Genomic DNA, 24,227 nt, shown 5'->3' on the forward strand with positions numbered 1-24,227 from the left:
GCGCCAACTCACCACGCACCCGTACAGCAAGCAGCTACTCACTCGGAGGTACCGGATGACCAGCACGCACAGCCCGCAGGTGGCACCGGCAGAACTGCCCGAGCTGATCGCCTCCTTCTACCGGGAGACGCTGGGCGACGACACGCTGAACACCTTCAGCGACTTCTTCGAGGCGGGCGGCGACTCGCTCAGCGCCTTCCAGATCACCGCCCGGCTGCAGCAGGCCGTCGGTGCGGACGTGCCGGTCGCCCTGGTCTTCACCTACCCGTCGCCCGAGGACCTCGCCATGGTCGTCATCGCCGACGCCGGCCTGAGCTAGAAGGAGGCACCATGGCCGGGACAACCGTCCCGCTGGGGGACAAGTGGCAGCTGTGGCGGCAGTTCGCCCTGCGCGGGCCGGGTTTCCCGGCCGACGGGGTGCTGCGGCTGGCCGCGCCCGAACTGGCCCGGGCGGCGGACGCCCTGGGACCGCGGGCCGCGCTGACCGGGCCCGCTTGGAAGGCCTTCGAGGCGGCCTTCGCCGAGGCCGCGGTGGACGGCGCCAGGGAGCTGCAACGGATCGCCGCCCGGCCGGACTTCCAGGCCGCGGTGGCCTGGCAGAACCGCGCGGTGGTCGGCCGCGCCGTGGAGCCGTTCGTGCGCTGGGAGCCGAGCGCGGCCGGGCGGACCAGCAGCCACCGGCAGCGCGAGGAGCTGGTGGCGCACTACTGGCAGCGGTTCTGCGTCAAGAACGACACCATCGGCTTCTTCGGCCCGGTCGGCTGGGGCACCCTCGACCCGGACCGGCCCGGCGTGACGGTCGAGCCGGGCGAGGGCCTGGTGACCAGGACCGGGGTGTACTTCTCCAGCTGGTCGATCGACGAGCTGGCCAAGGTCCTGGACGCCGACCCGCGGCTGCGCGAGTGGGTCGCCCCGCGCCGCATGCCGTACCTGCGGACCGGCGCGGCGGCGGTCCTGCTGCCCGGCCGGCCCGCGCAGCCGGCCACCGAGCTGGAGCTGGCGGCCCTGCGGCTGTGCGACGGCCGGCGCCCGGCCCGGGAGATCCGGCGCGAGCTGGCCGACCGGGCCGCGCCGCAGCAGGTCGAGGACCTGCTCGATCGGCTGGTCCGGCGGCGCTGGATCGTCCGCAAGCTGGAGGTGCCGGCCGGCACCCACCCCGAGCGCCACCTGCGGGACTGGCTGGAGCGGGTCGGCGACGAGCCGGCGCGCCGGCGCGGCCTCGGCATGCTGGAGGTGCTCGAACGCGGCCGGGCCGGGGTCGCCGCGGCGGCCACCGCGCCGGAGCTGACCGCGGCGCTGGCCGCCCTGGAATCCGACTTCCGGGAGCTGACCGACACGGCGGCGGCCCGCGAGAAGGGCAGCACCACCGCGCCCTGCCGCACCCTCGTCTACTCGGACAGCGTCAGGGCCGCGACCGCGACGGTCGGCGCCGAGGTGCTGCGGGCGCTGGAGCCGCTTGACCTGCTGATGACCAGCGCCGGCTGGCTCACCTCCCGGCTGGCCTCCCGGGTGCTGGCGCTGGCCGAACAGGTCCACGAGCGGCTGAGCACGGCCGCCGGCGGACCGGTGGACCTGGCGTCGTTCTGGTTCGCCTGCATGCCGATCCTGCACGGTGACGCGGCGGGCGAGGCGGCGGCCCTACAGCGCGAGTTCTGGCACCGCTGGTCCGCGATCCTGCGCCTGCCGGAGCACGAGGGCAACGTCGCGGTCGCCGCGGCGGACATCGCCGGGGCGGTGCGGGCCGCCTTCGACGAGCGATCGGCCGGCTGGACCGCGGCCCGCTACCTCAGCCCGGACGTGATGCTCGCCGCCGACGGGCGGCGGGCCGTCGAACGGGGCGAGTTCGAGCTGGTGCTCGGCGAGCTGCACGTGGCCATCAACACCCTCGGTGCCTCGCTCTTCGTCCACCAGCACCCGGCCCCGGCCGAGCTGTTCGCGCAGACCGGCCTGGACCATCCGCGGCCGCGGCTGATGCCGCTGCTGCCCAAGGAGCACCGGGCCCGGCTCTCCACCCGGGTCCGGCACGCACTGGTCCGCCCCGAGGACTACCAGATCGCCCTGCTCGACCACGGCGCCGACCCGCACCGGGAGCGCACCGTGGCGAGCGCCGAGGCGGTGGTGGAGCGGCAGGACGGCCGCCTGGTGGTCCGGCTGCCCGACGGCGCGGTCTTCGGCGTGCTGGACGTCTTCGCGCACGTGCTGACCACGCTGGTGATCGACCTCTGCCGGCTGCTGCCGGAGGCCGACCACACGCCCCGGATCACCGTGGACCGGCTGGTGCTGGCCCGGGAGACCTGGCGGTACGCGGGCGCCGCGCTGGACTGCGCCCAGGACAAGAACGAGGCACGCCGCTTCGTGCGGGTCCGCCGCTGGCACGCCGCGAGCGGGCTGCCCAGGTTCGTCTTCGTCACCACGCCGACCGAACCCCGGCCGTTCTTCGTGGACTTCGAGAGTCCGGCGTACGTCAACCTGTTCGCCAAGGCGGTCCGCCGGCTGGCCCGGCAGGACCCGGAGGGCCGGCTGACGGTCACCGAGATGCTGCCCAGCCCGGAGCAGACCTGGCTCACCGACGACCAGGGCAACCGCTACACCAGCGAACTGCGCTTCGTCGCCCTCGGCGACTGACGCCGGCCGGCCGGACGGGCCGCCCCCGAAGACCGACCGGGGGCGGCCCGTCACCATGCCACGCCGGGAGCGAACACCGACGGACACCGGCGCCAAACGCTGACGACCCGTCAGGGATTGGACGGCGAGGGTCCGTCAGGGGCCGGTCAGCCGAGGGTCGGCAGCCGCCGCGGCTCGGCCGGTGCACCGGTACCGAGCACGCCGGTCGCGAAGATCTCACACAACGCGCGGACAGCCGAGCCCAGTTCTGCCTGGGGGCAGAACGCGCCGAGCCGGCGGGAGTCGAACGAGGTGGCCGCCAGGCACGCCCCCGCGCGGGCCTGCGCCGCGCAGAAGGCCGCCGTCATCGCGGGGGCCGGTCGCAGGCCGGTGCCGAGCACCGCCGCTTCGGCCACCCGGTCGTCCAGGCGGACCCGGTCGGCGCCGGCCAGGGCCGGCGCCGCTGCCGCCACGGCGGGGGGCCGGCCCGTGCAGCCGCGGGACGGTGATCGCCACCGCGTCCGGGCCCTCCCGGGACGCCACGGTGCCGAGCGCGACGCCGCGTCCTGCGGCCGGCCACAGGACGCGCGCGGTCGCGGCGGGCGACTCGCCGCCGGCCGCGACCGCGATCAGGACACCGGCGAACGAGACGGTGACGCTCGTACGATCGGCTGCTCCCTCGGGCCCTCCCCGCCGCCGGCTCGGTGTCAGCCGGTCAGGACGTGGCCGTCGCCGGCCCGGTGGACGCGCGAGCGGCGCAGGTCCTGGGTCGCGAAGGTGCGGTGCAGCCAGCGGTCGCGTCCGTCGTAGCGCGGCACGAACCCGGTGCGGCCGTGCGCGGTCACCCGGTTGTCGACGATCGCCAGGTCACCGGGCAGCAGGTGGTGGGTGAGCGCGTGCGCCGCGAAGAGCCGCTGGAGTTCCAGCATGGCCTGCGCCGCCCGCTCGGTGAGCGGCTCGGTGGCGGCGAAGTCGACCAGCAGGTCCGGGTCCTCGCGAGCGCCGCTGAGCACCGGGTGCGGCCGGGAGTGCGCCGCGGGCAGTGCGAAGGAGGGCGGCGGCGCGGTGCTGAACTCGGGCTGGAAGAGCGCCTCACGGTGGGTGTCGCCGAGCAGGTGGTGGACCTGCCGGATGGAGGCGGTGCGCAGCCCGGCCACCCGGTCGTGGTCCGCCCGCACGCACAGCAGCAGGACGAAGTCGGGGCGGTGCGGGTGGAAGGCGTTCTCGTTGTGGAAGGTCAGCAGGGCCGAGCCCTCGTTGCCCTGGAACTCCTCGCTGCCCCGCACCGGAACCACGTCATGGACCATCGCGCCGGACTTCTCGGGCCGGAAGGAGATCGGCTCGCCGAGCGCGTGGGTGAGGAGCATCAGGACGGCCGCGGGGATGGTGGCCTCGCGCTGGACGGAGCCGCTGACCAGGGGGGTCGGCCCGATCAGCTCCTCGTCGACCGGCAGGCCGCGGATCAGCAGCGCGCCGGCCGGTCCTGGGTCGCGGCCGAAGTCGGCCAGGGATCTGCGCAGGGGGGCGGGCAGCTCGTGGCGGCGCCGGCCGGCTTGGCGGATCCAGGCGGGATCGTCGATCCGTCCGTCCGCGAAGGACAGGAGGTCGGCGGCCAGGCTCTCGACGGCCATGGACGCGCTGGGGTCCAGGGTCACCACGCTGTCGTGCGAGTCCGCTGTGAGAACGGGGGGCATCGGTTCACTTCCTTCGTCGGTGGTACGTGGTCCCGGCCGGGCTCGGAGGCGGACCCGGCGGGTGGGTCGTGCACGCGCCGGCCGGTTCGTCCGGCACCGGGGCGGGCGGGCCCGGCCACCCGCCCCGGCCGGGTGCTTACTGCTGCTCGCCGGCCAGCAGGCCGGTCAACACCTCCGCGACCTGGGCGACATGGGGCGGCTTGAGGACGCCCAGGTGGTTGCCGCCCACCCGGTGGACCGTCAGCCCGCCGGAGGCCAGCTCCCGCCAGCGCGCGGTGAAGTCCTCGAAGCTGACCCCTTCCGCGACCTCGTGCTCACCCGCCGCGACGTCGTCACCCGCGAGCAGGTGCAGTCGGCCCGGGTACGGCGTGTGGCGGTAGGCCAGCCGGGTTTGCAGCAGCTCCCGCCAGACCCGGATCCGCCCCGGCCAGAAGTCGTCGCCCGGTTCGGGCGGGGCCACCTCGCCGTCGTCCAGGATCCCGTTGAGCAGGTCACCGGCCCGCTGCCGCAGCTCGGCCACCCGCTCCTGGCCGGCTCCGGACCGCGCGGCGTCGGCGAGTTCGGCGAACGCCGCCTCGGCCCGCTCGAACCGCCGGACGAACTCGTGCATGTTCTCCCGCTCGTAGGTGTCCAGTGCGGGGTCGAGCAGCAGGAAGGTGACCTCCTCGCCCGCCGCGTGCAGGCGGCGCACCATCTCGGTGGTGATCTGGCTGCCGCCGCACCAGCCGAGCAGGTGGTACGGACCGCTGGGGGCGATCCTCCGCAGTTCGGCCAGGTTCAGCTCGGCGACCTGCTCGACGCTCTCCGGCGCCGGGCACGGACGGCTCAGGCCAGGCCACTCGAAGGCGGCCACCGGCTGGTCCGGGTCCAGGTGGTCGGCCAGCTCGGCGAACCAGTGGGCGCTGCCGGGGTGCACGCAGAACAGCGGCGGCCGGCTGCCGGTGCGGCGCAGCCAGACGATCGAGTCCGCCGCCCTGGCCTGCGCTCCGCTCGGGCCGTCCGGGCCGCCCGCGCCCTCTGCGGCCTCCGCGGCTTTGGCGTCGGTCACCACGGCGGCCAGCTCGGCCACCGTCCGGTGCCGGTAGAAGTCCTGGAAGGTGAGCTTGTAGCCGTACTCGGCCCGGAGCTTGGTGATCACCTGCATCACCGTCAGCGAATGGCCGCCCAGCTCGGTGAAGCTGTCGTCGATCCCCACCTGCTCGCGCTTGAGTGCCGCGGCCCAGGCCCGGGCCAGGATGTTCTCCACGGCCGTGCGCGGGGCGCGGTAGGGGCGGGCGGAGGCCGGCCGGGTGTCCTTCGGCAGCCTGGCCAGATCGATCTTGCCGCTCGCGGTCATCGGCAGCTCGTCGAGCACCAGGTACCTGGACGGCACCAGGTGGGCCGGCAGCACCTGGGCCAGCCGGTCGCGCAGCGTCACCGGATCGAGCGTGCCGCCGCCGGCCGGCACCAGGTAGGCGGCCAGTTCCTTCTCCCCGCCCGGCGTGCTGACCATGTGGACCGCGACCTCGCGCAGCTCGGCCTCGCGGCGCAGCGCGGCCTCCACCTCGCCGGGCTCGATCCGGTAGCCGCGGATCTTCACCTGGTGGTCCACCCGGCCGGCGAACTCCAGCACGCCGTCCTCCCGGTAGCGGGCCAGGTCGCCGGACCGGTAGAGCCGCTCGCCGGGGCGCGCCGCGTACGGGTCCGGCACGAAGCGTTCGGCGGTCAGTCCCGGGCGTTCGACGTACCCGCGGGCCAACTGCGCCCCACCGATGTACAGTTCGCCGACCACCCCGACCGGCACCAGCTGGAGGTCGCGGTCCAGCACCCGCATCGTGGTGTTGGCGAACGGACGGCCGATCGGCAGCACGCCGGCCGGCAGCTCGCCCGGGGTGCCTTCGAGGTGGGAGCAGCCGACGGTGGTCTCGGTCGGGCCGTACTCGTTGTCCACCACGGTGTCCGGCGCGTGCTCGGCCCAGCGCGAGACCATCTCCCGGGTGAGCTCCTCGCCGCCGGCGATCAGACGCCCGGCCGCACGGCGCAGCGCCTGTGGCGACAGCGACTGGTTCAGCAGTGCCAGGTGGGAGGGCGTCAGCTTCAGCAGTCCGAACCCGCCGCGCTCCAGCTCCGCGACCAGGGCGTCGATCCCGGGCGTGCCGTCGTCCTCGGTGAGGGTGACCGGCTGGCCGGAGAGCAGCGCGGGGTAGAGCGAGGTGACCGGGAGGTCGAAGGCCACCGAGGAGTACAGCGGAGCGCCGGTGCCGCCCAGCGGCCGGTAGCCGTCCAGGCACCAGCAGACGTAGTTGACCAGGTTGCGGTGCTCGATCATCACGCCCTTCGGCGTTCCGGTCGAGCCGGAGGTGTAGATCACGTACGCCAGCGAACCGGGCGTCACCGGGAGGCCGGGGTTGCCCGGGTCCTGGCCGGCGATGCCCGGGTCCCGGTCGACCAGCAGCGGCTCGGCGGCGCTCGCGGCGAGCAGGCCGGCCAGGGCGGTCTGGGTGACCACCACCCGGGCACCGGTCTCGGCGAGCAGTCCGGTCAGCCGGGCCGCCGGGTGGCCCGGGTCGAGCGGCAGGTAGCCGGCGCCCGCCTTGAGGACCGCCAGCAGCGCGACCACCAGCTCCGGGCCGCGGCGCAGCAGCACGCCGACCCGGGACTCCTGGCCGACCCCGAGCTCGCCCAGGCGTCTGGCCAACCGGTTGGCGCGGGCGTTGAGTGCGGCGTAGTCGAGGGTGCTGCCGTCGGCGCAGCGCAGTGCCGTGGCCCGTGGGGTGCGTTCGGCCTGCGCCTCGAACAGCTGGTGCAGGCAGGCGTCCGGGTAGGTGGTGGCGGGGCCGGTCGCGAACTTTGCCAGCCGGGCGTGCTCCTCGGGGGCCAGGACGCTGCCCCGGGCGTCGCCCAGGGGGTCGGCGGCCATCGCCTCCAGGATCCGCCGGTACAGCGCGGCCAGCCGGCGCCCGTTGGCGCGGCTGATCCGCTCGGGCCGGCCGGAGATGAAGACCACCCCGGGGAAGGTCCACACGTCCAGCGCGAACTCGTTGGGGCTGACGTCGACCACCTTGCCTGAGTCGATCTGCCGGCTGTCCAGGACGTGGAAGTCGAGGTAGGTGAAGGCGACGTCGACGAGCGGAGTGCCCTCGCCCCAGGCGCGCTGCATCTCCGGCAGCGGGAACCGGCGGTGCGGCCAGGCCTCCACCTCGGCGGTGAACACCTGCCCGGCCAGTTCGCTCCAGGTGGCGCCGGTCAGCTCGACGCCGAGGGGCAGGGTGTTGAGGTGCATGCCGCGGACCAGCTCGCCGCCGTCGGTCTCCAGGCGGCCGTTGCAGACCAGGCCGCTGTGGAAGCGGTGGCTGCCGCTGATCGTGGCCACCGCCTTCAGGTGGGCGGCGAACAGTACGCTCTTGAGCGGCACCCCGGCGGTGGCGGCCAGTCGGCGCAGGCCCGGCTCCAGGTCCCTGAACGGCACGGTGACCTGGAACGCCCGCTCCTCGTCCTGCGGGTCGGCGGCCCAGGCGGGCGGCAGGGCGACCCGTTCGAAGGCGGCGACGCGCGCCCGCCAGAACTCCCGGTCCTCGGCACAGGCGAGCGAGCGCCGTTCCAGCGCGACGTGGTCGGCGAACCGGACGGTGTGCCCGGCCGGGCCGGCCGGGGCCAGTCCGGCGCGGATCGCCCGGTAGTCGCTCATCACCTCGTCGATCAGGGAGTGGTGGCTCCAGCCGTCGAGGATCGCGTGGCACTCGATGAAGGAGAAGGTCCAGCGGTCCTCGGCGGTCTGGTGGACGTGGAAGCGCAGCATCGGCGCCTCGCCGATGTCGAAGGGCGTGCGGCGGGTCTCGGCGGTGAACCGCTCCAGCTCCGCCCGCACCTGCTCCTCGTCGAGCCCGCGCAGGTCGTCGTAGCCGACCTGGGCGACGGCCTCGGCGTGCACGAGCTGCATCGGCTCGGAGAAACCGGTGAGGTCGAAGCCGGTGCGCAGGATCTCGTGCCGCCTGGTGAGCTGCGCGGCCGCCTCGCGCAGCGCCGGCAGCGAGAACGGCGCGTCGTCGATGAACGGGAAGAGCGTGATGTTGTGGTAGGGGCTCTCGTCCCGGTCGGCGAGCATCTGGTAGACCATCGCGGCCTGCACCATCGCGAGCGGGTAGGCGTCCACCAGGCCGGGTGGCAGGGCCGCGCGGTCGGCGGGTGACAGCAGCGCGAACGGCGCCACCCGCTCCTCCTCGACGCTTGCCGGCCCGCCGGGCGCGGCCGTCTCGGCGAACCCCGCCAGGTCCTCGACGCTCTGGTGCACCAGCAGGTTCTGCACCGTCAGGTCGATCCCGCGCCGGCGCAGCGCGCCGACCACCTTGATCGCACGGATCGAGTCGCCGCCCAGCTCGAAGAAGTTGTCGAGGGCACCGACCTTCGGCAGGCCGAGCACCTCGGCCCAGGTCTCGGCGACGATCTGCTCGGTCCTGGTCCGGGGGTTGACGTACTCGCCCGCTCCGCGGGCGCCGTGCGCGTCGGGGTCGGGCAGCGCCCGGCGGTCGATCTTGCCGTTGGCCGTCATCGGGAAGGCGTCCAGCGGGACGAAGACGGCGGGCACCATGTAGCCGGGCAGTGTCCGGCCGAGCCGGGCCCGCAGCTCCGCCACCTCGACCGAGTGGCCGGCCCTCGGGGCGACGTACGCGACCAGCCGGGCCTCCCGCTCCCCCGGGCGGCGGTGCGCGATCACCAGGCTGCTCTCCACCTCGGGCCGGCTGCCGAGAGCCGCCTCGATCTCGCCGGGCTCGATCCGGTGGCCGCGGATCTTCACCTGCTCGTCGGCCCGGCCGAGGAACTCCAGTTCGCCGTCGACGCCGTAGCGCGCCAGGTCGCCGGTGCGGTACATCCTGGCCCCCGGCACGGTGGCGAACGGGTCGGGCAGGAACCGCTCGGCGGTCAGGCCCGGACGGCCCAGGTATCCGCGCGCCAGGCCGGGCCCGGAGACGTGGAGCTGGCCCGGGGCGCCGATCGGCACCTGGTTGAGGTCGGGGTCCAGCAGGTACAGCCGCAGGTCGCCGAGCGGGCGGCCGATCGGGCTGCGCCGGGCGCCATCCTCCTCGCCGGCCCCGACCGGGCGGTAGGTGACGTGCACGGTGGTCTCCGTGATGCCGTACATGTTGACCAGTGACGGCCGCTGGTCGCCGAACCGCTCGAACCAGGGCGCCAGTTCGGTGACGTCCAGCGCCTCGCCGCCGAAGACCACGGTCCGCAGCGCAAGGGCCCCGGGCCGCAGGTCGGCCAGTGCCACCGCCTCCTGGAGACCGCGGAACGCGGAGGGGGTCTGGTTGAGCACGGTGACCCGCTCGGTGACCAGCAGGTCGAGGAAGTCCTGCGGCGAGCGCGAGACGGCGAACGGCACCACCACGACCCGGCCGCCGTTCAGCAGCGCGCCCCAGAGTTCCCAGACCGAGAAGTCGAAGGCGTAGGAGTGGAAGAGCGTCCACACGTCCTCGGGGCCGAAGCCGAAGTCCTGCTGGCAGGAGCCCAGCAGGCGCAGCACGTTCGCGTGGGTGACCTGGACGCCCTTGGGCGCTCCGGTGGAGCCGGAGGTGTAGATGACGTACGCGGTGTTGCCGGAACTCGCGAGCGGGACCGGGTCGGTGTCGGGCCACTGCTGGTCGTCCTCGCCGAGCAGCAGGGTGGTGACGGCCTCCTCGCCCGTGCGCCGGTCGGCGACCAGGGCCGTCACCCCGGCGTCGGCCATGATGTAGCGGAGCCGGTCGGCCGGCTGGCCGGGGTCGAGCGGGAGGTAGCCGGCCCCGGACTTGAGCACGCCGAGCAGCGCCACCACCAGGTCGAGCCCGCGCTCGAACCGCACTCCGACCAGTTTCTCGGGGCCGGCGCCGTGCGCGCGCAGCCGGTGGGCCAGGCGGTTGGCCCGGGCGTTCAGCTCGCCGTAGCCGAGCGAGACGTCCTCGCAGCTGACGGCGGGCGCGTCGGGGGTGCGACCGGCCCAGCGCTCGAAGACCTCGGGCAGGGTCCGCTCGGCAGCACAGCTTCGGCCGGATCCGCTCCAGGAGGCGAGGAGTGCGCGTTCGGCGTCCGGCAGCAGTTCGAGCCGGTCGACCGGTTTGCCCGGCTCGGCGACGATGTCGGCCAACAGCCGCAGGTAGTGCGCGATCGTCCGGTGGATCGTCGCCTCGTCGAACAGTGCGGTCGCGTACTCCAGTTGGCCGGTGAGGGCGCCCTCGGCGGTGCTGCCGAGGGCCAGGCCGAGGTCGAACTTGGCGGTGCGCCAGTCCACCGGCTGCTGCCCGGCGCGCAGCGCGCCCGGCTCGGCCGGGGTGTGGGCGGCCAGCTGGAAGACCACCTGGAAGATCGGGTTGCGGGAGGGGTCGCGCTCGGGCGCCAGCTCGTCCACCAGCCGCTCGAACGGGGTCTCCTGGTGGGTGAACGCGCCGAGCGCGGTCTCCCGGACTCGGTCCAGGAGTTCGAGGAAGGACGGGGCGCCGGACAGGTCGGTGCGCAGCGCCACCGTGTTGGCGAACAGGCCGACCATGGCCTGGGTCTCGGCCCGGTCCCGGCCCGCCACCGGGGTGCCGACCACCACGTCGCGCTGCCCGCAGCTGCGGCCGAGCAGCAGCTGGAAGGCGGCCAGGAACACCATGAACGGGGTCGCGCCCCGGCTCCGCCCCAACTCGGTCAGCGGCTGCACCAGTTCGGCCGGGATGGTGAAGGCCGCGGTGGCGCCCGCGGCGTCCCGGACCGGGCCGCGCGGCCGGTCGGTGGGCAGCGCCAGCGGGGTGAGGTCGGCCAGGGTGGTGCGCCAGTAGGCGAGCTGGGCCGCCAGGCGGTCCCCGGAGAGTTGCTCGCGCTGCCAGGCGGCGAAGTCCGCGTACTGGAGGCCGGCCGGTTCCAGTGGTGCGGGCCGCCCGGCGGCGAACGCCTCGTAGAGCCGGTCGAGTTCGCCGAGCAGCACGCCTTCGGACCATCCGTCGGAGGCGATGTGGTGGAGGGTCAGCAGCAGCGCGTGGGCGTCCTCGCCGACCCTGGCGAGCAGCGCCCGGACCGGGTGCTCGGCGGCCAGGTCGAAGGGGCGCCGGCCGTCCTCGGCCACCAGCTCGGCGAGCCGCCGCTCGGCCTGTGCGAGGGCCGTGCCGGGCCCGCTGTCCGCGCCGGGCCCGCCGTCCTGGCCGTCCGCGCCGCGCAGGTCCACGGTGGTCAGGGCGATCGGGCCCGGCTCGTCGATGACCAGCACCGGCTCGTCGTCCACCGCCGGGTAGCGGGTGCGCAGCACCTCGTGCCGGGCCACCAGCGCGTCCAGGGCCCGCCGCAGCGCCACCGGGTCGACCGGGCCGGGCAGGCGCAGCAGCAGCGGCATCAGGTACTCGGTGCCGCCCGGCTGGAGCTGGTCGAGCACCCACATACGGTGCTGCGCGAACGACAGCCGGAGAGCGCCGTCCCGGGGAACGGGGGCGATCCCGTCCTGCCGCTTCTTCGTCAGGCCGCGCAGGCGCCGCTGCAGCAGCTCCGTGCGGGAGCTCGGGCTCGTGCTCATCCTTCGCCTTCCTGTGCGTGCGACGGGGTCCGGTCCGGCGACGGTCCACCGGCCAGGCAGCAGCCTGCCGACGGCGGACGGGCGGGGGGCAGGGTCAGCGCGGCGAACTTCCGGCCGCGGACTGCGTGCGTGACTGCCGGTCCTTCTCTGGGCCGGGGACGGGCGGCCTCCCAGCATCGAGCCATGACCCACACCGTGCGCGAGGAAGTCCCCCGGACCGTCAAGCCGTTGCTGCGCAACCGAGACTTCGTCCTGCTGTGGCAGGCCGCGGCGGTCTCCGGGCTGGGCTCCAACGCCTCGAGCGTGGCCTACCCGCTGCTGATCCTCGCGCTGACCGGCTCCCCGGCCGACGCCGGGCTCACCGGCTTCATCACCCTGCTGCCGCAACTGCTGTTCCAGTTGCCGGCCGGAGCGCTGGTCGACCGCTGGAACCGGCGGCGGACGATGATCATCTGCGACGTGCTGCGCGGTCTGGCCATCGGCAGCGTGGCGGCCGCCCTGCTGCTGCACCGGCTGTCGCTGCCGCACGTGCTCGCGGTCGGGTTCGCCGAGGGCACGCTGACGGTGTGCTTCCGGATCGCCGCCTCGGCGGCCGTTCCCAACGTGGTGCACCCCTCCCAGCTCGCCGCCGCGCTCTCCCGCAACGAGGCGCGGGCGCGCGGCGCCGCGATGCTCGGCCAGCCGCTGGGCGGTGTGCTCTTCGGCCTGGGCCGGGCGGTGCCGTTCCTCTTCGATGCCGCCAGCTACCTGTGGTCGCTGGTCGGCCTGCTGCTGATCCGCCGCGAGTTCCAGGCCGAGCGGCGCCCCCGCACCGCCTCGCTGCACCGCGAACTCACCGAAGGAGTGCGCTGGTTGTGGCGCCAGCCCTTCCTGCGTACGACCACCTTCCTGATCGCCGGGAGCAACCTGCTGTTCCAGGCGCTCTTCCTGACGGTCATCGTGATGGCCCGCGGACGGCACGGCTCGTCCGCCGCGATCGGCGTGATGTTCGGGGTGGCGGCGATGGGCGGGGTGCTCGGCTCGCTGCTCGCGCCCGCGGTGGAGCGCCGGCTGTCGATGCGGACCGTGGTGATCGGCGCCAACTGGGCGTGGGCCCTGCTCACTCCGGTGCTCCTGGTGGTCCGCGACCCGTACCTGATCGGCGTGGTGTACGCGTTGATGTGTTTCGTCGGCCCGGTGTGGAACGTGGTCATCTCGGCCTACCAGCTGGCCGTCACGCCCGACGCCATCCGGGGCCGGGTGCTCGGCGCGGTCGGCCTGGTCGCGTTCGGCGCCGTCCCGCTCGGCTCCCTGGTCGGCGGCCAGTTGCTGGCCGGGCTGGGCGCGGACGCCACCGTCCGGGTGCTCGCCGCCTGGATGGTCCTGCTGGCCGCGACTGCCGCGCTCAGCCCCTCGGTGCGCTCCGCCCCCACGCTGGCCGGTGCCACGGCGACCGCCGACGAGCCGGAGCCGACGCCGGCCGCCTGACGGCCGACCCGCGAGAGCCGCCCCCGCGCGGCGCACGGCTCCCCACCGTGCGCCGCGCTTCGCCGTTGCCCGCCCGCAGCCTCGTGGCGCCGGCCCCGCCACCCAGGACGCCGCCCGACCGTGCGTGAGCACGGGAACGCGGGAACGTCCGCCCGCCGCCCCCGAGGGGGTGACGGGCGGACGTGCCGGGCCCGGGGTTCAGCGGGCTTCGCCCTCCTCCGCCAGCAGCGCGGCGACCTCCTCGTCCGTCAGCTCGGCGATCTGCGCCTCCAGCGCTTCCAGCAGCACCTGGCTCAGGGCGGCCACCGTGGTGGCCTCGAAGAGGCGGCGCAGCGGCAGGTCCACGTCGAACACGGCGGCCAGCCGGGCGAGCACCCGGGTGGCGAGCAGCGAGTGGGCGCCGAGGACGAAGACGTCCTCGTCGACGCCGATCCGCTCGATGCCGAGGATCTCCGCCCACACCTCGGCCACGATCTCCTCGGTCGGGTTGCGCGGCGCCTGGTAGGGGCGTTCCAGCAGCTCGCCGGTGGTGGCGGGCTCCGGGAGGGCCTTGCGGTCCACCTTCTTGCTGGGGGTCAGCGGCAGCTCGGACAGGGTCGTCCAGAGCGAGGGCACCATGTAGGAGGGCAGTCGCTCGCCGGCCCACTCGCGCAGCTCGGCGACGTCCGGGCAGCCGTCGCCGCGCGGTACCAGGTAGGCGACCAGCCGGCGGTCGCCCGGCCGGACGTCGCGGACGACGACGGCGACCTGGCGCAGCCCGGGGTGCTGCGCCAGCACCGCCTCGATCTCCCCCAGTTCGATCCGGAATCCGCGCAGCTTGACCTGCTGGTCGATCCGGCCGAGGAACTCGATGGTGCCGTCGGCGAGGTAGCGCACCAGATCGCCGGTCCGGTAGAGCCGGCCGCCCGGCACGTCGCCGAAGGGGTCGGGGACGAACTTCTCCGCGGTGAGCCCGGGACGGCGGTGGTAGCCGCGGGCCAACCGGACCCCGGCGAGATGGAGTTCGCCGGGCACCCCGACCGGTGCGGGGTCGCCGGCACCGTCCAGCACGTAGGCCCGGGTGCCCGGGACGGGGCGGCCGATCGGCAGCGCGGCCTCACCACGGCCGGGCGGGGCCGCCGGCACGGGGTGCAGGACGCAGGTGACGGTCGCCTCGGTGGGGCCGTAATTGCACAGGAACCGGCCGGGCAGGCCGGTGGTGGCCCAGGCCAGGGCGTCGTCCACGGTGACCACGTCGCTGCCGACGTTCATCAGCTTCAGGCCGCTCAGCCGTTCGTCGCCGGGCCGCACTTGCTGCATCACCTCCCGGTAGTAGGCGGGGGTGATCTCCATGACGGTGATGCCGTGTTCGGCGACCCGTCCGGGGAGTTCGGCCGGGCTCCAGAACAGCGGGTCGGCCACGACGACGGTCGCGCCGGCCAGCAGGGTGGCGGCGATCTGGTCCATCGCCACGTCGAAGGTGAGCGCCGAGAGCAGCACCACCCGGTCGTCCGGCTCGATGCCGTAGGCGTCGGCGATCACCCGGCAGTGGTGGGCGTAGGAGCCGTGCTGGATCAGCACGCCCTTGGGCTGCCCGGTGGACCCCGAGGTGTAGATCATGTACGCCAGTTGGTCCGGCGCGGCCTGCGGCGGGGGGTTGTGGTCCGGGCGCTCGGCGATCCGCCCCGCCTCCGCGTCGACCAGCACCAGCGGGCCGCGGGCGACGGCGGAGAGCCGCTCGGCGAACCGGGCGGTGCTCAGCACGGCCCCGGCGTCCAGCTCGCCCAGCATGAATGCCAGCCGCTCCGCCGGGTGTTCGGGATCGATCGGCACGTAGACCCCGCCCGCTTTCAGCACCGCGAGCAGCGCCACCACGACCTCGACCCCGCGCTCCATGCAGACGGCGACCGGGCGTTCCGCCCCGACACCCAGCTCGCGCAGGTGGTGGGCCAGCTGGTTGGCCCGGGCGTTGAGCTCGGCGTAGCCGAGCGAGGCCGCTCCGAAGGAGACGGCGACCGCGTCGGGGATCTCGGCGGCGCGCCGCTCGAACAGGGCCGGCACGCAGGCCGCCGGCAGCTCGGCGCCGGCCGGGTTCCAGCCGTGCACCAGCTGCTCCCGCTCGTCCCCGGTGAGGATCGCCAGCCGGCTGAGCGGGGTCTCGGGTCGCGCGGTGGCCGCGCGCAACAGGGTCAGGTAGTGCCCGGCCATCCGCTCGACCGTGGTGCGGTCGAAGAGCGCCGTGGCGTACTCGAACAGCCCTTGCAGACCGCCGTCGGCGCGGCGGCCGAGCGAGAGGGTGAGGTCGAACTTCGCGGTCCGCCAGGGCGAGGGGACCCGCTCGACGGTCAGGCCGTCCAGCCGCAGCGGGGTGCTCTGGACGTGCTGTAGCTCGAACATCACCTGGAACAGCGGGTTCCGCGACAGGTCCCGGTCCGGCTGGAGTTCGTCGACCAGGCGGTCGAAGGGCAGGTCCTGGTGGCTGTAGGCGGCGATCACGTCCTGGTGGACCCGGCGCAGCAGCGCCGCGAAGCTCGGGTCGCCGCCGAGGTCGGCGCGCAGCACCACGGTGTTGACGAACGAGCCGACCACTTCCTCCACTTCGGGCCGGGTCCGGCCGGCGGTCGGGGTGCCGACGCAGACGTCCGCCTGCCGGGTGTAGCGGGCGAGCAGCACGTCGAAGGCGGCGAGCAGCACCACGAACGGGGTGACCGCCTGGCTGCGCGCCAGGTCCGCCACGGCCTCGGCGAGCTCGTCGGGGACGGCGAGGGCGAGCAGGTCGCCGCGCGGGTCGCGGACGGCCGGGCGGGGCCGGTCGGTGGGCAGCTCCAGCGGGGTGAGTCCGCCCAGCCGCTCCCGCCAGTGCGCGAGTTGGGCCTCCGGCAGCTCGCTCCGCGACCAGCGGTCCTGCCAGGCCGCGAAGTCTGCGTACTGCACAGGTGGCGCGGGCGGTGGGCTGCCGCCGGTGAGCCGGGCCCGGTAGAGCAGCCCTAGGTCGCGGGTCAGCAGGTCCACGGACCAGCCGTCGACCGCTATGTGATGGGCCGTCAGTACGAGTAGGTGCTCCTGCTCGCCGACCTTGACCAGCAGGGCGCGCAGCGGCGGTTCCCGGTCGAGGCGGAACGGCCGGGCGGTCTCGGCCCGCACCAGCTCCCCGGCCCGAGCGGCGGCCTTCTCCGCCGGCAGGCCGGAGAGGTCCACCGGCGCGGCACCGAGGGCGGCCACCGGGTCGATCACCTGTACCGGCTCGCCGCCCGGCGCCAGGTAGCGGGTGCGCAGCGCCTCGTGACGGACCGCCAGGTGGTCCAGCGCGCCGGCCAGTGCGGCGGTGTGCAGCGGGCCGCGCAGGCGCAGCACCAGCGGCACCAGGTACTCGGAGCTGCCGGGCTCCAGCTGGTCGAGGAACCACATCCGGCGCTGGGCGGAGGAGAGCGGCAGCGCACCGCCGCGCGGCACCGGCAGCACCGCTCCGGCCGGGTCGGCGGGCCGGGCGCCCGGGGCGGTGGCCAGTTCGGCCAGGGCGGCGACGGTGCGGCGGGAGAAGACCTCGGCGACCGGGATCTCGACGCCGAAGGCCGCCCGCAGCCGGAAGACCAGCCGGGTGGCGAGCAGCGAGTGGCCCCCGAGGGCGAAGAAGTCGTCGAGCGCGCCGACCGGCTCGCGGCCCAGCAGCTCGGCGAAGACCTCGGCGACGGTCTGCTCGGCGGGGTCACGCGGTGCGAGGTACTCCCCCACCGCGGCCAGCCCGGCCAGCCCGGGCAGCGCCTCGAGGTCCACCTTGCCGCTGGCGGTGAGCGGCAGTGCGGCGAGGACCCGCAGCACGGCCGGCACCATGGCGTCCGGCAGCCGGGCCGCCAGGTGGGCCCGCAACGCGGCCGGGTCGGGTTCGACGCCCTCGACGGGGACGACGTGGCCGACCAGTTGCTGGTCACCGTAGACGCCGACGGCCGCCGCGGCGACCGAGGGGTGCTCGCACAGCGCGGCCTCGATCTCGCTGGGTTCGATCCGGATGCCGCGCAGCTTGACCTGCCGGTCCAGCCGGCCGAGGTACTCCAGCGTGCCGTCGGCGCGGCGCCGGACCCGGTCCCCGGTGCGGTAGAGCCGCTCGCCCGGGGCGGCCGGGTACGGGTTGGGAACGAAGCGCTCGGCGGTCAGGTCGCCGCGGCGAAAGTAGCCGCGTGCCAGGCCGGTGCCGGCCACGCACAGCTCGCCGGGGACGCCGAGCGGGAGCAGGCCACCGTCCGGGTCGAGCACCAGGATCCGGGTGTTGTCGATCGGCTGCCCGATGGCGACGATCTCGCCGGCCTCCCGGCCGTCGTAGCGCCAGGAGGTCACGTCGATGGCGCACTCGGTGGGGCCGTAGGTGTTGACCAGGGTGACCGGCAGCAGGGCGAGCAGCCGGTCGCAGAGTTCCACGGGCAGCGGCTCGCCGGCGCAGAACACCAGCCGCAGGGTGCCGCAGTCGCGCAGCCCGGGCTGCTGGACCAGCAGCCGCAGCACGGACGGCACGAGTTGCAGCACGGTGATCCGGTGCTCGGCCACCGCCCGCACCATGGCGGCCGGGTCGCGCGGCACGCCGTCGGCGGCGACCACCACCGTTCCGCCGCAGACCAGCGGTGCCAGGAACTCCCATACGGAGGCGTCGAAGCCGACCGTGGTCTTTTGCAGCACCCGGTCCGCCTGGCCGAGGCCGTGTTCGCGCACCGTCCACAGCACCCGGTTGCGGATGGCCTCGTGGCTGATCAGCACGCCCTTGGGACGACCGGTCGAGCCCGAGGTGTACACCAGGTAGGCGGCCCCGGCGGGGTCGAGCGGCGGCAGTTCGGCGGCCGGCGGCAGGTCGACCGGTGCCGGCCCGACCAGTTCCGGGTCCTCGTCGAGCAGCACCAGCCGGGCCGCGCCCTCGGGCGGTTCCCCGCGGATCCAGGACTGGCTGATCAGCACGGCGGCGCCGCTGTCGGCGAGCACGTGGGCGCGGCGCCGCGCCGGGTGCGCGGGGTCGACCGGCACGTAGGTGCCACCGGCCCGGAGCACGCCGAGCAGGGCGGTGACCAGGTCGGCCTCCCGGCGCAGGCAGACCGCGACCGGGGTCTCCGCGCGCACCCCGACGGCGCGCAGGTGGTGCGCCAGCCGGGTGGCCCGTGCATCGAGTTCGGCGTAACTCAGGGTGCGCTCGGCGAAGACGACGGCGGGCGCGTCGGGGGTGCGGGCGGCCTGCTCGGAGAACAGCTCGGGCAGGCAGCGGGCGGGCGGCTCGGTGGCGGTGTCGTACCGGCCGTGCACCAGCGCCTCCCGTTCGGCGGGGTCCAGCGCCTCGACCCGGTCGAGCGGCAGGTCCGGTTCGGCGACCACCGCGGCGAGCAGGCGGCCGTAGTGCTCGGCCATCCCTCGTACGGTGTCGCGGTCGAACAGCGCGGTGGCGTACTCGAAGCCGCAGCGCAGGGTGCCGTCGGGCTGCGGCTGCACCGAGACCGTCAGGTCGAACTTGGCGGCCGGCCAGGAGACGGCGAGCTGCTCGACCCGGAGCCCGGGCAGGGTGAACGCCTCGCCCTGGGGCGGGCGCAGCTCGAACATCACCTGGAAGAGCGGGTTGCGGGACAGGTCGCGCTCGGGTGCCAGCTCCTCGACGACGCGTTCGAACGGCACGTCGGCGTGGGCGTAGGCGTCGAGCGCCGATTCCCGGACCCGGGCGAGCAGTTCCGTGAAGCTGGGGCGCCCGCTGAGGTCGCCGCGCAGCACGAGGGTGTTGGCGAAGAACCCGATCAGCGGCGCCGTCTCGGAGCGGGCGCGGCCGGAGACTGCGGTGCCGACCGCGATGTCCTGCTGGCCGCTCCACCGGCCGAGCAGCGCGTAGCAGCCGGCGAGCAGCACCATGAACGGGGTGGCGCCGTTGCGGCGGGCCAGGTCATCGATCGACTTGCCGAGTTCGGCGGGCAGCTCGACGGCGAGCCGGTCGCCGCGCGGGTCGCGCAGGCGCGGGCGGCGGCGGTCGGTGGGCAGCTCCAGCGGGGCCAGGCCGGCCAGCCGTTCCCGCCAGTGCCCGAGCCGGGCGGCGAACTCCTCGGTGGCGGCGTGCTCGCGCTGCCAGCGGGCGAAGTCCGCGTACTGGACGGGCAGCGGCTCGACGGCCTCGCCGGCGTAGTGCCGCGCCAGCTCGTCGGCCAGCACCTCGACCGACCAGCCGTCGGAGACGATGTGGTGCAGCGTCAGCGCCAGCAGGTGGTCGTCCGCGCCGATGCGCAGCAGCATCGCGCGGACCGGGGCGCCGGCCGCCAGGTCGAACGGGACCTCCAGGTCCGCGCGGATCAGCCGCAGCGCCTCCTCCTCGGTGGCCGCCCGCTCGGTCAGCGGGATCCGGGCGCCGGGGTCGACGAGCTGGACCGGCTCGCCGTCGCGCTCCTCGTAGCGGGTGCGCAGCACCGCGTGGCGCTCGGCCAGGGCGGCCAGCGCGGTGGTCAGCGCCGGCCGGTCCAGCGGGCCGCGCAGCCGCAGCGCGATCGGCACCAGGTAGTCGGTGGCGCCGGGCGCGAGGCGGTCGAGGAACCAGAGGCGCTGCTGGGCGAAGGAGAGCGACAGCGGTCCGTCCGTGCCCGCCGGGGTGATCGGCGCCTGCCGGTCGGCGGTGGCGGCGGCCAGGACCTCGGCGAGCCGGGCGACGGTGCCGGCCGCGAACACGTCCGCCAGCGGCACCTCGGCCGAGAGCACCTGCCGGAGCCGGAAGGCCAGCCGGGTGGCCAGCAGGGAGTTGCCGCCGAGGGCGAAGAAGTCGTCGTGCACGCCGACTTCGTCCAGGTCGAGCAGTTCGCACCAGATGGCGGCGACCGCCTGCTCCAGCGGGGTGCACGGCGCGACTCGGTCCTCGGCCGGGACCAGCCGGGCGCCGGTCGGGTCGGGCAGCGCCTTGCGGTCCACCTTGCCGCTGGCCGTGTGGGGCAGCTCGGGCAGCACCACGTACAGCGCGGGCACCAGGTAGGCGGGGAGCAACCGCTCCAGGTGGGTGCGGAGTTCGGCCACCCGCGGTTCACGCTCGCCGGCCGGCACCAGGTAGGCGACCAGCCGGGCCGCGTCTCCCGTGCCGTGGGCGCCCACCGCGGCCTCCAGCACCTCGGGGTGCTCGGCCAGCGCGGCCTCCACCTCGGCCGGTTCGACCCGGAACCCGGCGATCTTCAGCTGGGTGTCGACTCGGCTGAGGAACTCCAGCAGGCCGTCGGAGCGGTGCCGGACCAGGTCGCCGCTGCGGTAGAGCCGGGCGCCGGGGACCTTGGCGTACGGGTCGGGGACGAAGCGGTCGGCGGTGAGGTCGCCGCGCCCCCGGTAACCGCGGGCCACCTGGACGCCACCGATGTACAGCTCGCCGACGGCGCCCGGCAGCACCGGCTCGAGCTCGGCGTCCAGCACGTACAGGGTGGTGTTGTCGATCGGCACGCCGATGCCCATCGGGCCCTGGTCGAGCTCGCGCACCGGGAGGGCGAGGGTGGCACAGCCGACCGTGGTCTCGGTCGGGCCGTACTCGTTGAACACCACGGTGTCCGGGGCGTGCCGCCGCCACGGTTCCAGCATCGCGCCGGTGAGCTGCTCGCCGCCGACCACCAGGTGGGGTGTCGCGGTGCGCAGCGCCGCCGCGGGCAGCTCCCGGCCGAGCGGCCCGAGGTGGGTCGGGGTGAGCTTCAGCAGGTCGAAGGAGTCCCGGCTCAGCAGCTGGACCAGGCCGCCGAGGCCGGGCGTGCCGTCGTCCGGGGTGAGGGTGACGGCGGCGCCGGTGAGCAGCGCGGGGAAGAGCGAGGTGACCGGCAGGTCGAAGGCGACCGAGGAGTACAGCGCGGTGCCGGCGCCCTCGCCGAGGTAGGTCCGGGCCGACCAGCGCACGTAGTTGACCACGTTGCGGTGGCTCACCATGACGCCCTTGGGCTCGCCGGTGGAGCCCGAGGTGTAGATCAGGTACGCGAGGTTGTCCGGCCCGGCGCCGCTCTCGGGCGCGGTCTCCCGCTCCCCGTCCTCGACGGCCAGCACCGTACCGGTCCAGCCCTGCGCCAACTCCTCGTCGCTGATCAGCAGTTCGGCGCCGGCCCGGTCGAGCAGCCGGGAGCGCCGCAGCGGCGGGTGATCGGGCGCCAGCGGCAGGTAGCCGGCACCGGCCTTGAGCACCGCGAGCAGCGCCACCACCAGTTCCGGACCCCGGCGCAGGCAGACGCCCACCAGGCTCTCCGGCCCCGCCCCGTGCGCCCGCAACCGGTGCGCCAGCAGGTTGGCCCGGCGATCGAGCTGACGATACGTCAGCTCACCGTCCGGCCAGCGCAGCGCGACCGCCCGCGGGGTGCGCTCGGCCTGCTCGACGAACAGCTCGTGCAGGCAGCGCTCGGGCAGCGGTACGGCGGTCTCGTTGAACTTCTCGACCACACCCGCCCGGTCCTGGTCGGTCAGGAGGCCGACACGGTGCAGCGGGCGGTCCGGGTCGGCCAGCACGGCGTCGAGCAGCACCCGGAAGGCGTCGGCCAGGCGCTTCGCGGTCGCCCGGTCGAACAGCGCGGTGGCGTACTGGAGCCGGGCGTTGAGCCGCCCGTCGGGCAGTACGTCGGTGTCCAGCACCAGGTCGAACGGCGAGCCGGTCAGCGGTGTGCGGACCAGCTCGCAGTCGAGGCCGGGCAGCGCGATCGGCTCCGGCGGCGCGGTGCGCAGCGAGAAGGACACCTGGAACAGCGGGTTGCGGGCGAGGTCACGCTCCGGCGCCAGCTCGTCCACCACCACTTCGAACGGCGTACCGGCGTGGCTGAGGGCGGCCAGCGTGTTCGCCGCGACCCGGCCGAGCAGGGTCCGGAAGGACGGCTCGCCGCTCAGGTCGCCGCGCAGCACCACGGTGTTGACGAACAGGCCGATCAGCCGCTCGGCGTCGGGCAGGCCGCGGCCGGCCACCGGCGTGCCGACCGCGATGTCCCGCTGCCCGCTGAACCTGGCGAGCACCGCCTGGAACGCGGCGAGCAGCACCATGAACCTACTCGCCCGGCTGCGGCGGGCGAGTAGGTCGACCCGTGCCATCAGCTCGGCCGGCAGCTCGAAGCGGACGGCGTCGCCGGCGCCGTCCCAGACGGCCGGGCGGGGGCGGTCGGTGGGCAGCTCCAGCGGCGTCAGACCCGCCAGCGCGGTGCGCCAGTGGTCCAGCCCGGCGGCCAGCCGCCGGCCGGTGAGCCGCTCGGCCTGCCAGTCGGCGAAGTCGGCGTATTGCAGGGCGAGCGGTGCGAGGGCCGCGGGCGCGCCGCCGGTGCGCTCCCGGTAGCCGGCCGCCAGCTCGGCCCCGAGAAGGTGCCAGGACATGCCGTCGAAGGCGATGTGGTGGACCACCACGATCAGCAGGTGGTCGGCGGGGCCCACCCGGGCCAGCACGGCCCGCAGCGGGGGCTGCCGGGCCAGGTCGACCGGGAGCCGCAGCTCCTCCTCGATCAGCCGGGTCAGCCGAGCCTCCCGGTCGGCGGCCGGGAGGTCGGTGAAGTCGCACTGGCGGAAGGGAAGTTCGGCATCCGGAGCGATCCGCTGCAACAGCCGGCCGGCGTCCTGCCGGTAGCTGGTGCGCAGCACCTCGTGCCGCTCGACGACGGCGGTGAGCGCCCCGAGCAGCGCGCCGGTCTCCAGGTCGCCCCGGATCCGCAGTGCCAGCGGGAGCAGGTAGTCGGGCGTGCCCGGCCGCAACTGGTCGAGGAACCAGAGCCGTTGCTGCCCGAACGACGCGTTGCGGGGCGTCCCGGCCGTGCTGTCCGTGCCGCCACGGCTGTCGTCAATCTCCACCGGCCACCTCCACGGGTCCTCACGGACGCGCACCGCGCCCCCGGCGAAGCCTGCTGGCGGGCGCAAGCCCGGCACCAGGGACACAACGGCAGGGTGCGATGTCGTTCCCGCTGCCCGTTTGTCTCTTGTCGCCGTTCTCCGGCGCCCGGCAGGCTCGCCCCGTCGCCGTGTCGAACCCCCGAGGGCAGGAGGGCCTGATGGCCGAGGAAGCCGCCGACACCCGTAGCTACCTGGTCGTGCTCAACGACGAGGAGCAGTACTCGGTCTGGCTCGCCGACCGCGAACTGCCGCTCGGCTGGCGGCCCGAGGGTACCCGGGGCGGCCGGGAGGAGTGCCTGGCGCACATCGGGACCGTGTGGACCGACATGCGGCCGCTGAGCCTGCGCAACCGGATGGACGGCGCCGCCACCGGCGGGACCCGTGCGACCGTCTGACACCGTGCCCGCCGGCGTGCTCCGGACCGTGGGCCGGAGGCCGCTGGTCGAGCTGACCAGGTTCGACCCGACCGCCCGCTTCCACCTGTTCGCCGAGCCGGAGGCGCATGACCCCGGCGGCTAGATCAAAGACGCTCCGCGCTGGAGTTGCTGCGCGGGGCCACCGGCGAGGGCCGGTTGATTCCCGGCCGGTCGGTCGTGGTCGAGTCCGACTCGGGCAGCCCACGCGAGTCCGCGCCTCGGCTGGTCCCCGGCCACGGCGCGGCCGTGCGCCCGGCCCTCCACCCGGACTGTCTCGCGGGCGAGGCGGTGCACGTCAGCGACCTCGACCGCGTGCTCAACCGCCGCCGGCCGGCGCGCACCTGGACCCGTCCCCCCTGCCCGCCCGGACGCTGCTGCTGCACCTGTCCCTGCGCGACCTCGCCCCGGAGACCATCCTGTCCAGCGTCAACATCGTCGACGACGGTGACCACGTCTGCGAGTCCCCCTCGGTGCGGCCGGCCGAGGAGCAGGCCGGTCACCGCGACTTCGTCGCCGGCTCGATCGGCGCCATCCTCACCGGTGGCCGGAGCGAGCGCGACCCCCAGGCCCTGACGGTCTTCTCGCCGTTCGGCCTGGGCGTGCTGGACCTCGGCGTCGCCGACCTGATCCGTCACCGGACTCATGGGCAGGATCTCGGCACCGACGTCCCGGACTTCCCCCCACCCGGGGCGCGGTGACCGACGACTCGTCCGTGGCACCGGGCGGAATCCGACCGGCCCGGTGCCATGCGCG

Annotated in this window: 9 protein-coding genes; 5 read left to right on the forward strand and 4 right to left on the reverse strand. The window is 74.8% G+C overall.

All coding sequences use genetic code 11. The features are described from left to right. Window positions 1–55: 55 nt before the first annotated feature. Both AB0F03_RS19940 and AB0F03_RS19945 read left to right on the forward strand, forming a co-directional pair. Window positions 56–319, forward strand: a complete 264-nt coding sequence (locus AB0F03_RS19940; protein WP_361993447.1) for a phosphopantetheine-binding protein — start codon at window positions 56–58, stop codon at window positions 317–319. A gap of 11 nt (window positions 320–330) precedes the next feature. Beyond that, window positions 331–2,625: a lantibiotic dehydratase gene (locus AB0F03_RS19945; protein ID WP_361993450.1), complete on the forward strand. Its 2,295-nt coding sequence runs from the start codon at window positions 331–333 to the stop codon at window positions 2,623–2,625. A gap of 146 nt (window positions 2,626–2,771) precedes the next feature. Here AB0F03_RS19945 and AB0F03_RS19950 read toward each other — a convergent pair whose 3' ends face one another. The 3 genes from AB0F03_RS19950 to AB0F03_RS19960 all read right to left on the reverse strand — a co-directional run bounded on the left by AB0F03_RS19950 (window position 2,772) and on the right by AB0F03_RS19960 (window position 11,799). Beyond that, complete coding sequence (locus tag AB0F03_RS19950; protein ID WP_361993453.1) at window positions 2,772–3,077, reverse strand: hypothetical protein; 306 nt, start codon at window positions 3,075–3,077, stop codon at window positions 2,772–2,774. Between the two features lie 234 nt (window positions 3,078–3,311). Then, entirely contained in the window at window positions 3,312–4,298 is a 987-nt protein-coding gene (locus AB0F03_RS19955; protein ID WP_361993456.1) for a TauD/TfdA family dioxygenase, read from the reverse strand. Between the two features lie 136 nt (window positions 4,299–4,434). Beyond that, the gene (locus AB0F03_RS19960) at window positions 4,435–11,799 is read right to left on the reverse strand and encodes an amino acid adenylation domain-containing protein (protein ID WP_361993459.1); all 7,365 of its coding nucleotides are present in this window, start codon (window positions 11,797–11,799) and stop codon (window positions 4,435–4,437) included. A 183-nt stretch (window positions 11,800–11,982) separates the two neighbouring features. Between AB0F03_RS19960 and AB0F03_RS19965 the strand changes: the two genes are divergently transcribed. Next, complete coding sequence (locus tag AB0F03_RS19965; protein WP_361993462.1) at window positions 11,983–13,266, forward strand: MFS transporter; 1,284 nt, start codon at window positions 11,983–11,985, stop codon at window positions 13,264–13,266. A 198-nt stretch (window positions 13,267–13,464) separates the two neighbouring features. On the opposite strand, the gene AB0F03_RS19970 is transcribed toward AB0F03_RS19965, so the two are convergent. Further along, window positions 13,465–23,019: an amino acid adenylation domain-containing protein gene (locus AB0F03_RS19970; RefSeq protein WP_361993465.1), complete on the reverse strand. Its 9,555-nt coding sequence runs from the start codon at window positions 23,017–23,019 to the stop codon at window positions 13,465–13,467. Window positions 23,020–23,216: 197 nt separating this feature from the next. Between AB0F03_RS19970 and AB0F03_RS19975 the strand changes: the two genes are divergently transcribed. Both AB0F03_RS19975 and AB0F03_RS19980 read left to right on the forward strand, forming a co-directional pair. Further along, window positions 23,217–23,453: an MbtH family NRPS accessory protein gene (locus AB0F03_RS19975; protein WP_361993468.1), complete on the forward strand. Its 237-nt coding sequence runs from the start codon at window positions 23,217–23,219 to the stop codon at window positions 23,451–23,453. Between the two features lie 491 nt (window positions 23,454–23,944). After that, window positions 23,945–24,172 carry a hypothetical protein gene (locus AB0F03_RS19980; RefSeq protein ID WP_361993471.1) on the forward strand — a complete coding sequence of 76 codons (228 nt, stop codon included), beginning with the start codon at window positions 23,945–23,947 and terminating at the stop codon, window positions 24,170–24,172. Window positions 24,173–24,227 lie beyond the last annotated feature (55 nt).

Origin of the sequence: Streptomyces sp. NPDC028722 (assembly GCF_040637655.1) — a bacterium.
In the GTDB taxonomy this organism is placed as follows: domain Bacteria; phylum Actinomycetota; class Actinomycetes; order Streptomycetales; family Streptomycetaceae; genus Streptomyces.

Excerpts from the sequence above, each read along its gene's own strand:
- AB0F03_RS19940 (WP_361993447.1), top strand. The coding sequence starts at position 56 with ATGACCAGCACGCACAGCCCGCAGGTGGCACCGGCAGAACTGCCCGAG.
- AB0F03_RS19945 (WP_361993450.1), top strand. The coding sequence starts at position 331 with ATGGCCGGGACAACCGTCCCGCTGGGGGACAAGTGGCAGCTGTGGCGG.
- AB0F03_RS19955 (WP_361993456.1), bottom strand. The coding sequence starts at position 4,298 with ATGCCCCCCGTTCTCACAGCGGACTCGCACGACAGCGTGGTGACCCTG.
- AB0F03_RS19960 (WP_361993459.1), bottom strand. The coding sequence starts at position 11,799 with ATGAGCACGAGCCCGAGCTCCCGCACGGAGCTGCTGCAGCGGCGCCTG.
- AB0F03_RS19965 (WP_361993462.1), top strand. The coding sequence starts at position 11,983 with ATGACCCACACCGTGCGCGAGGAAGTCCCCCGGACCGTCAAGCCGTTG.
- AB0F03_RS19975 (WP_361993468.1), top strand. The coding sequence starts at position 23,217 with ATGGCCGAGGAAGCCGCCGACACCCGTAGCTACCTGGTCGTGCTCAAC.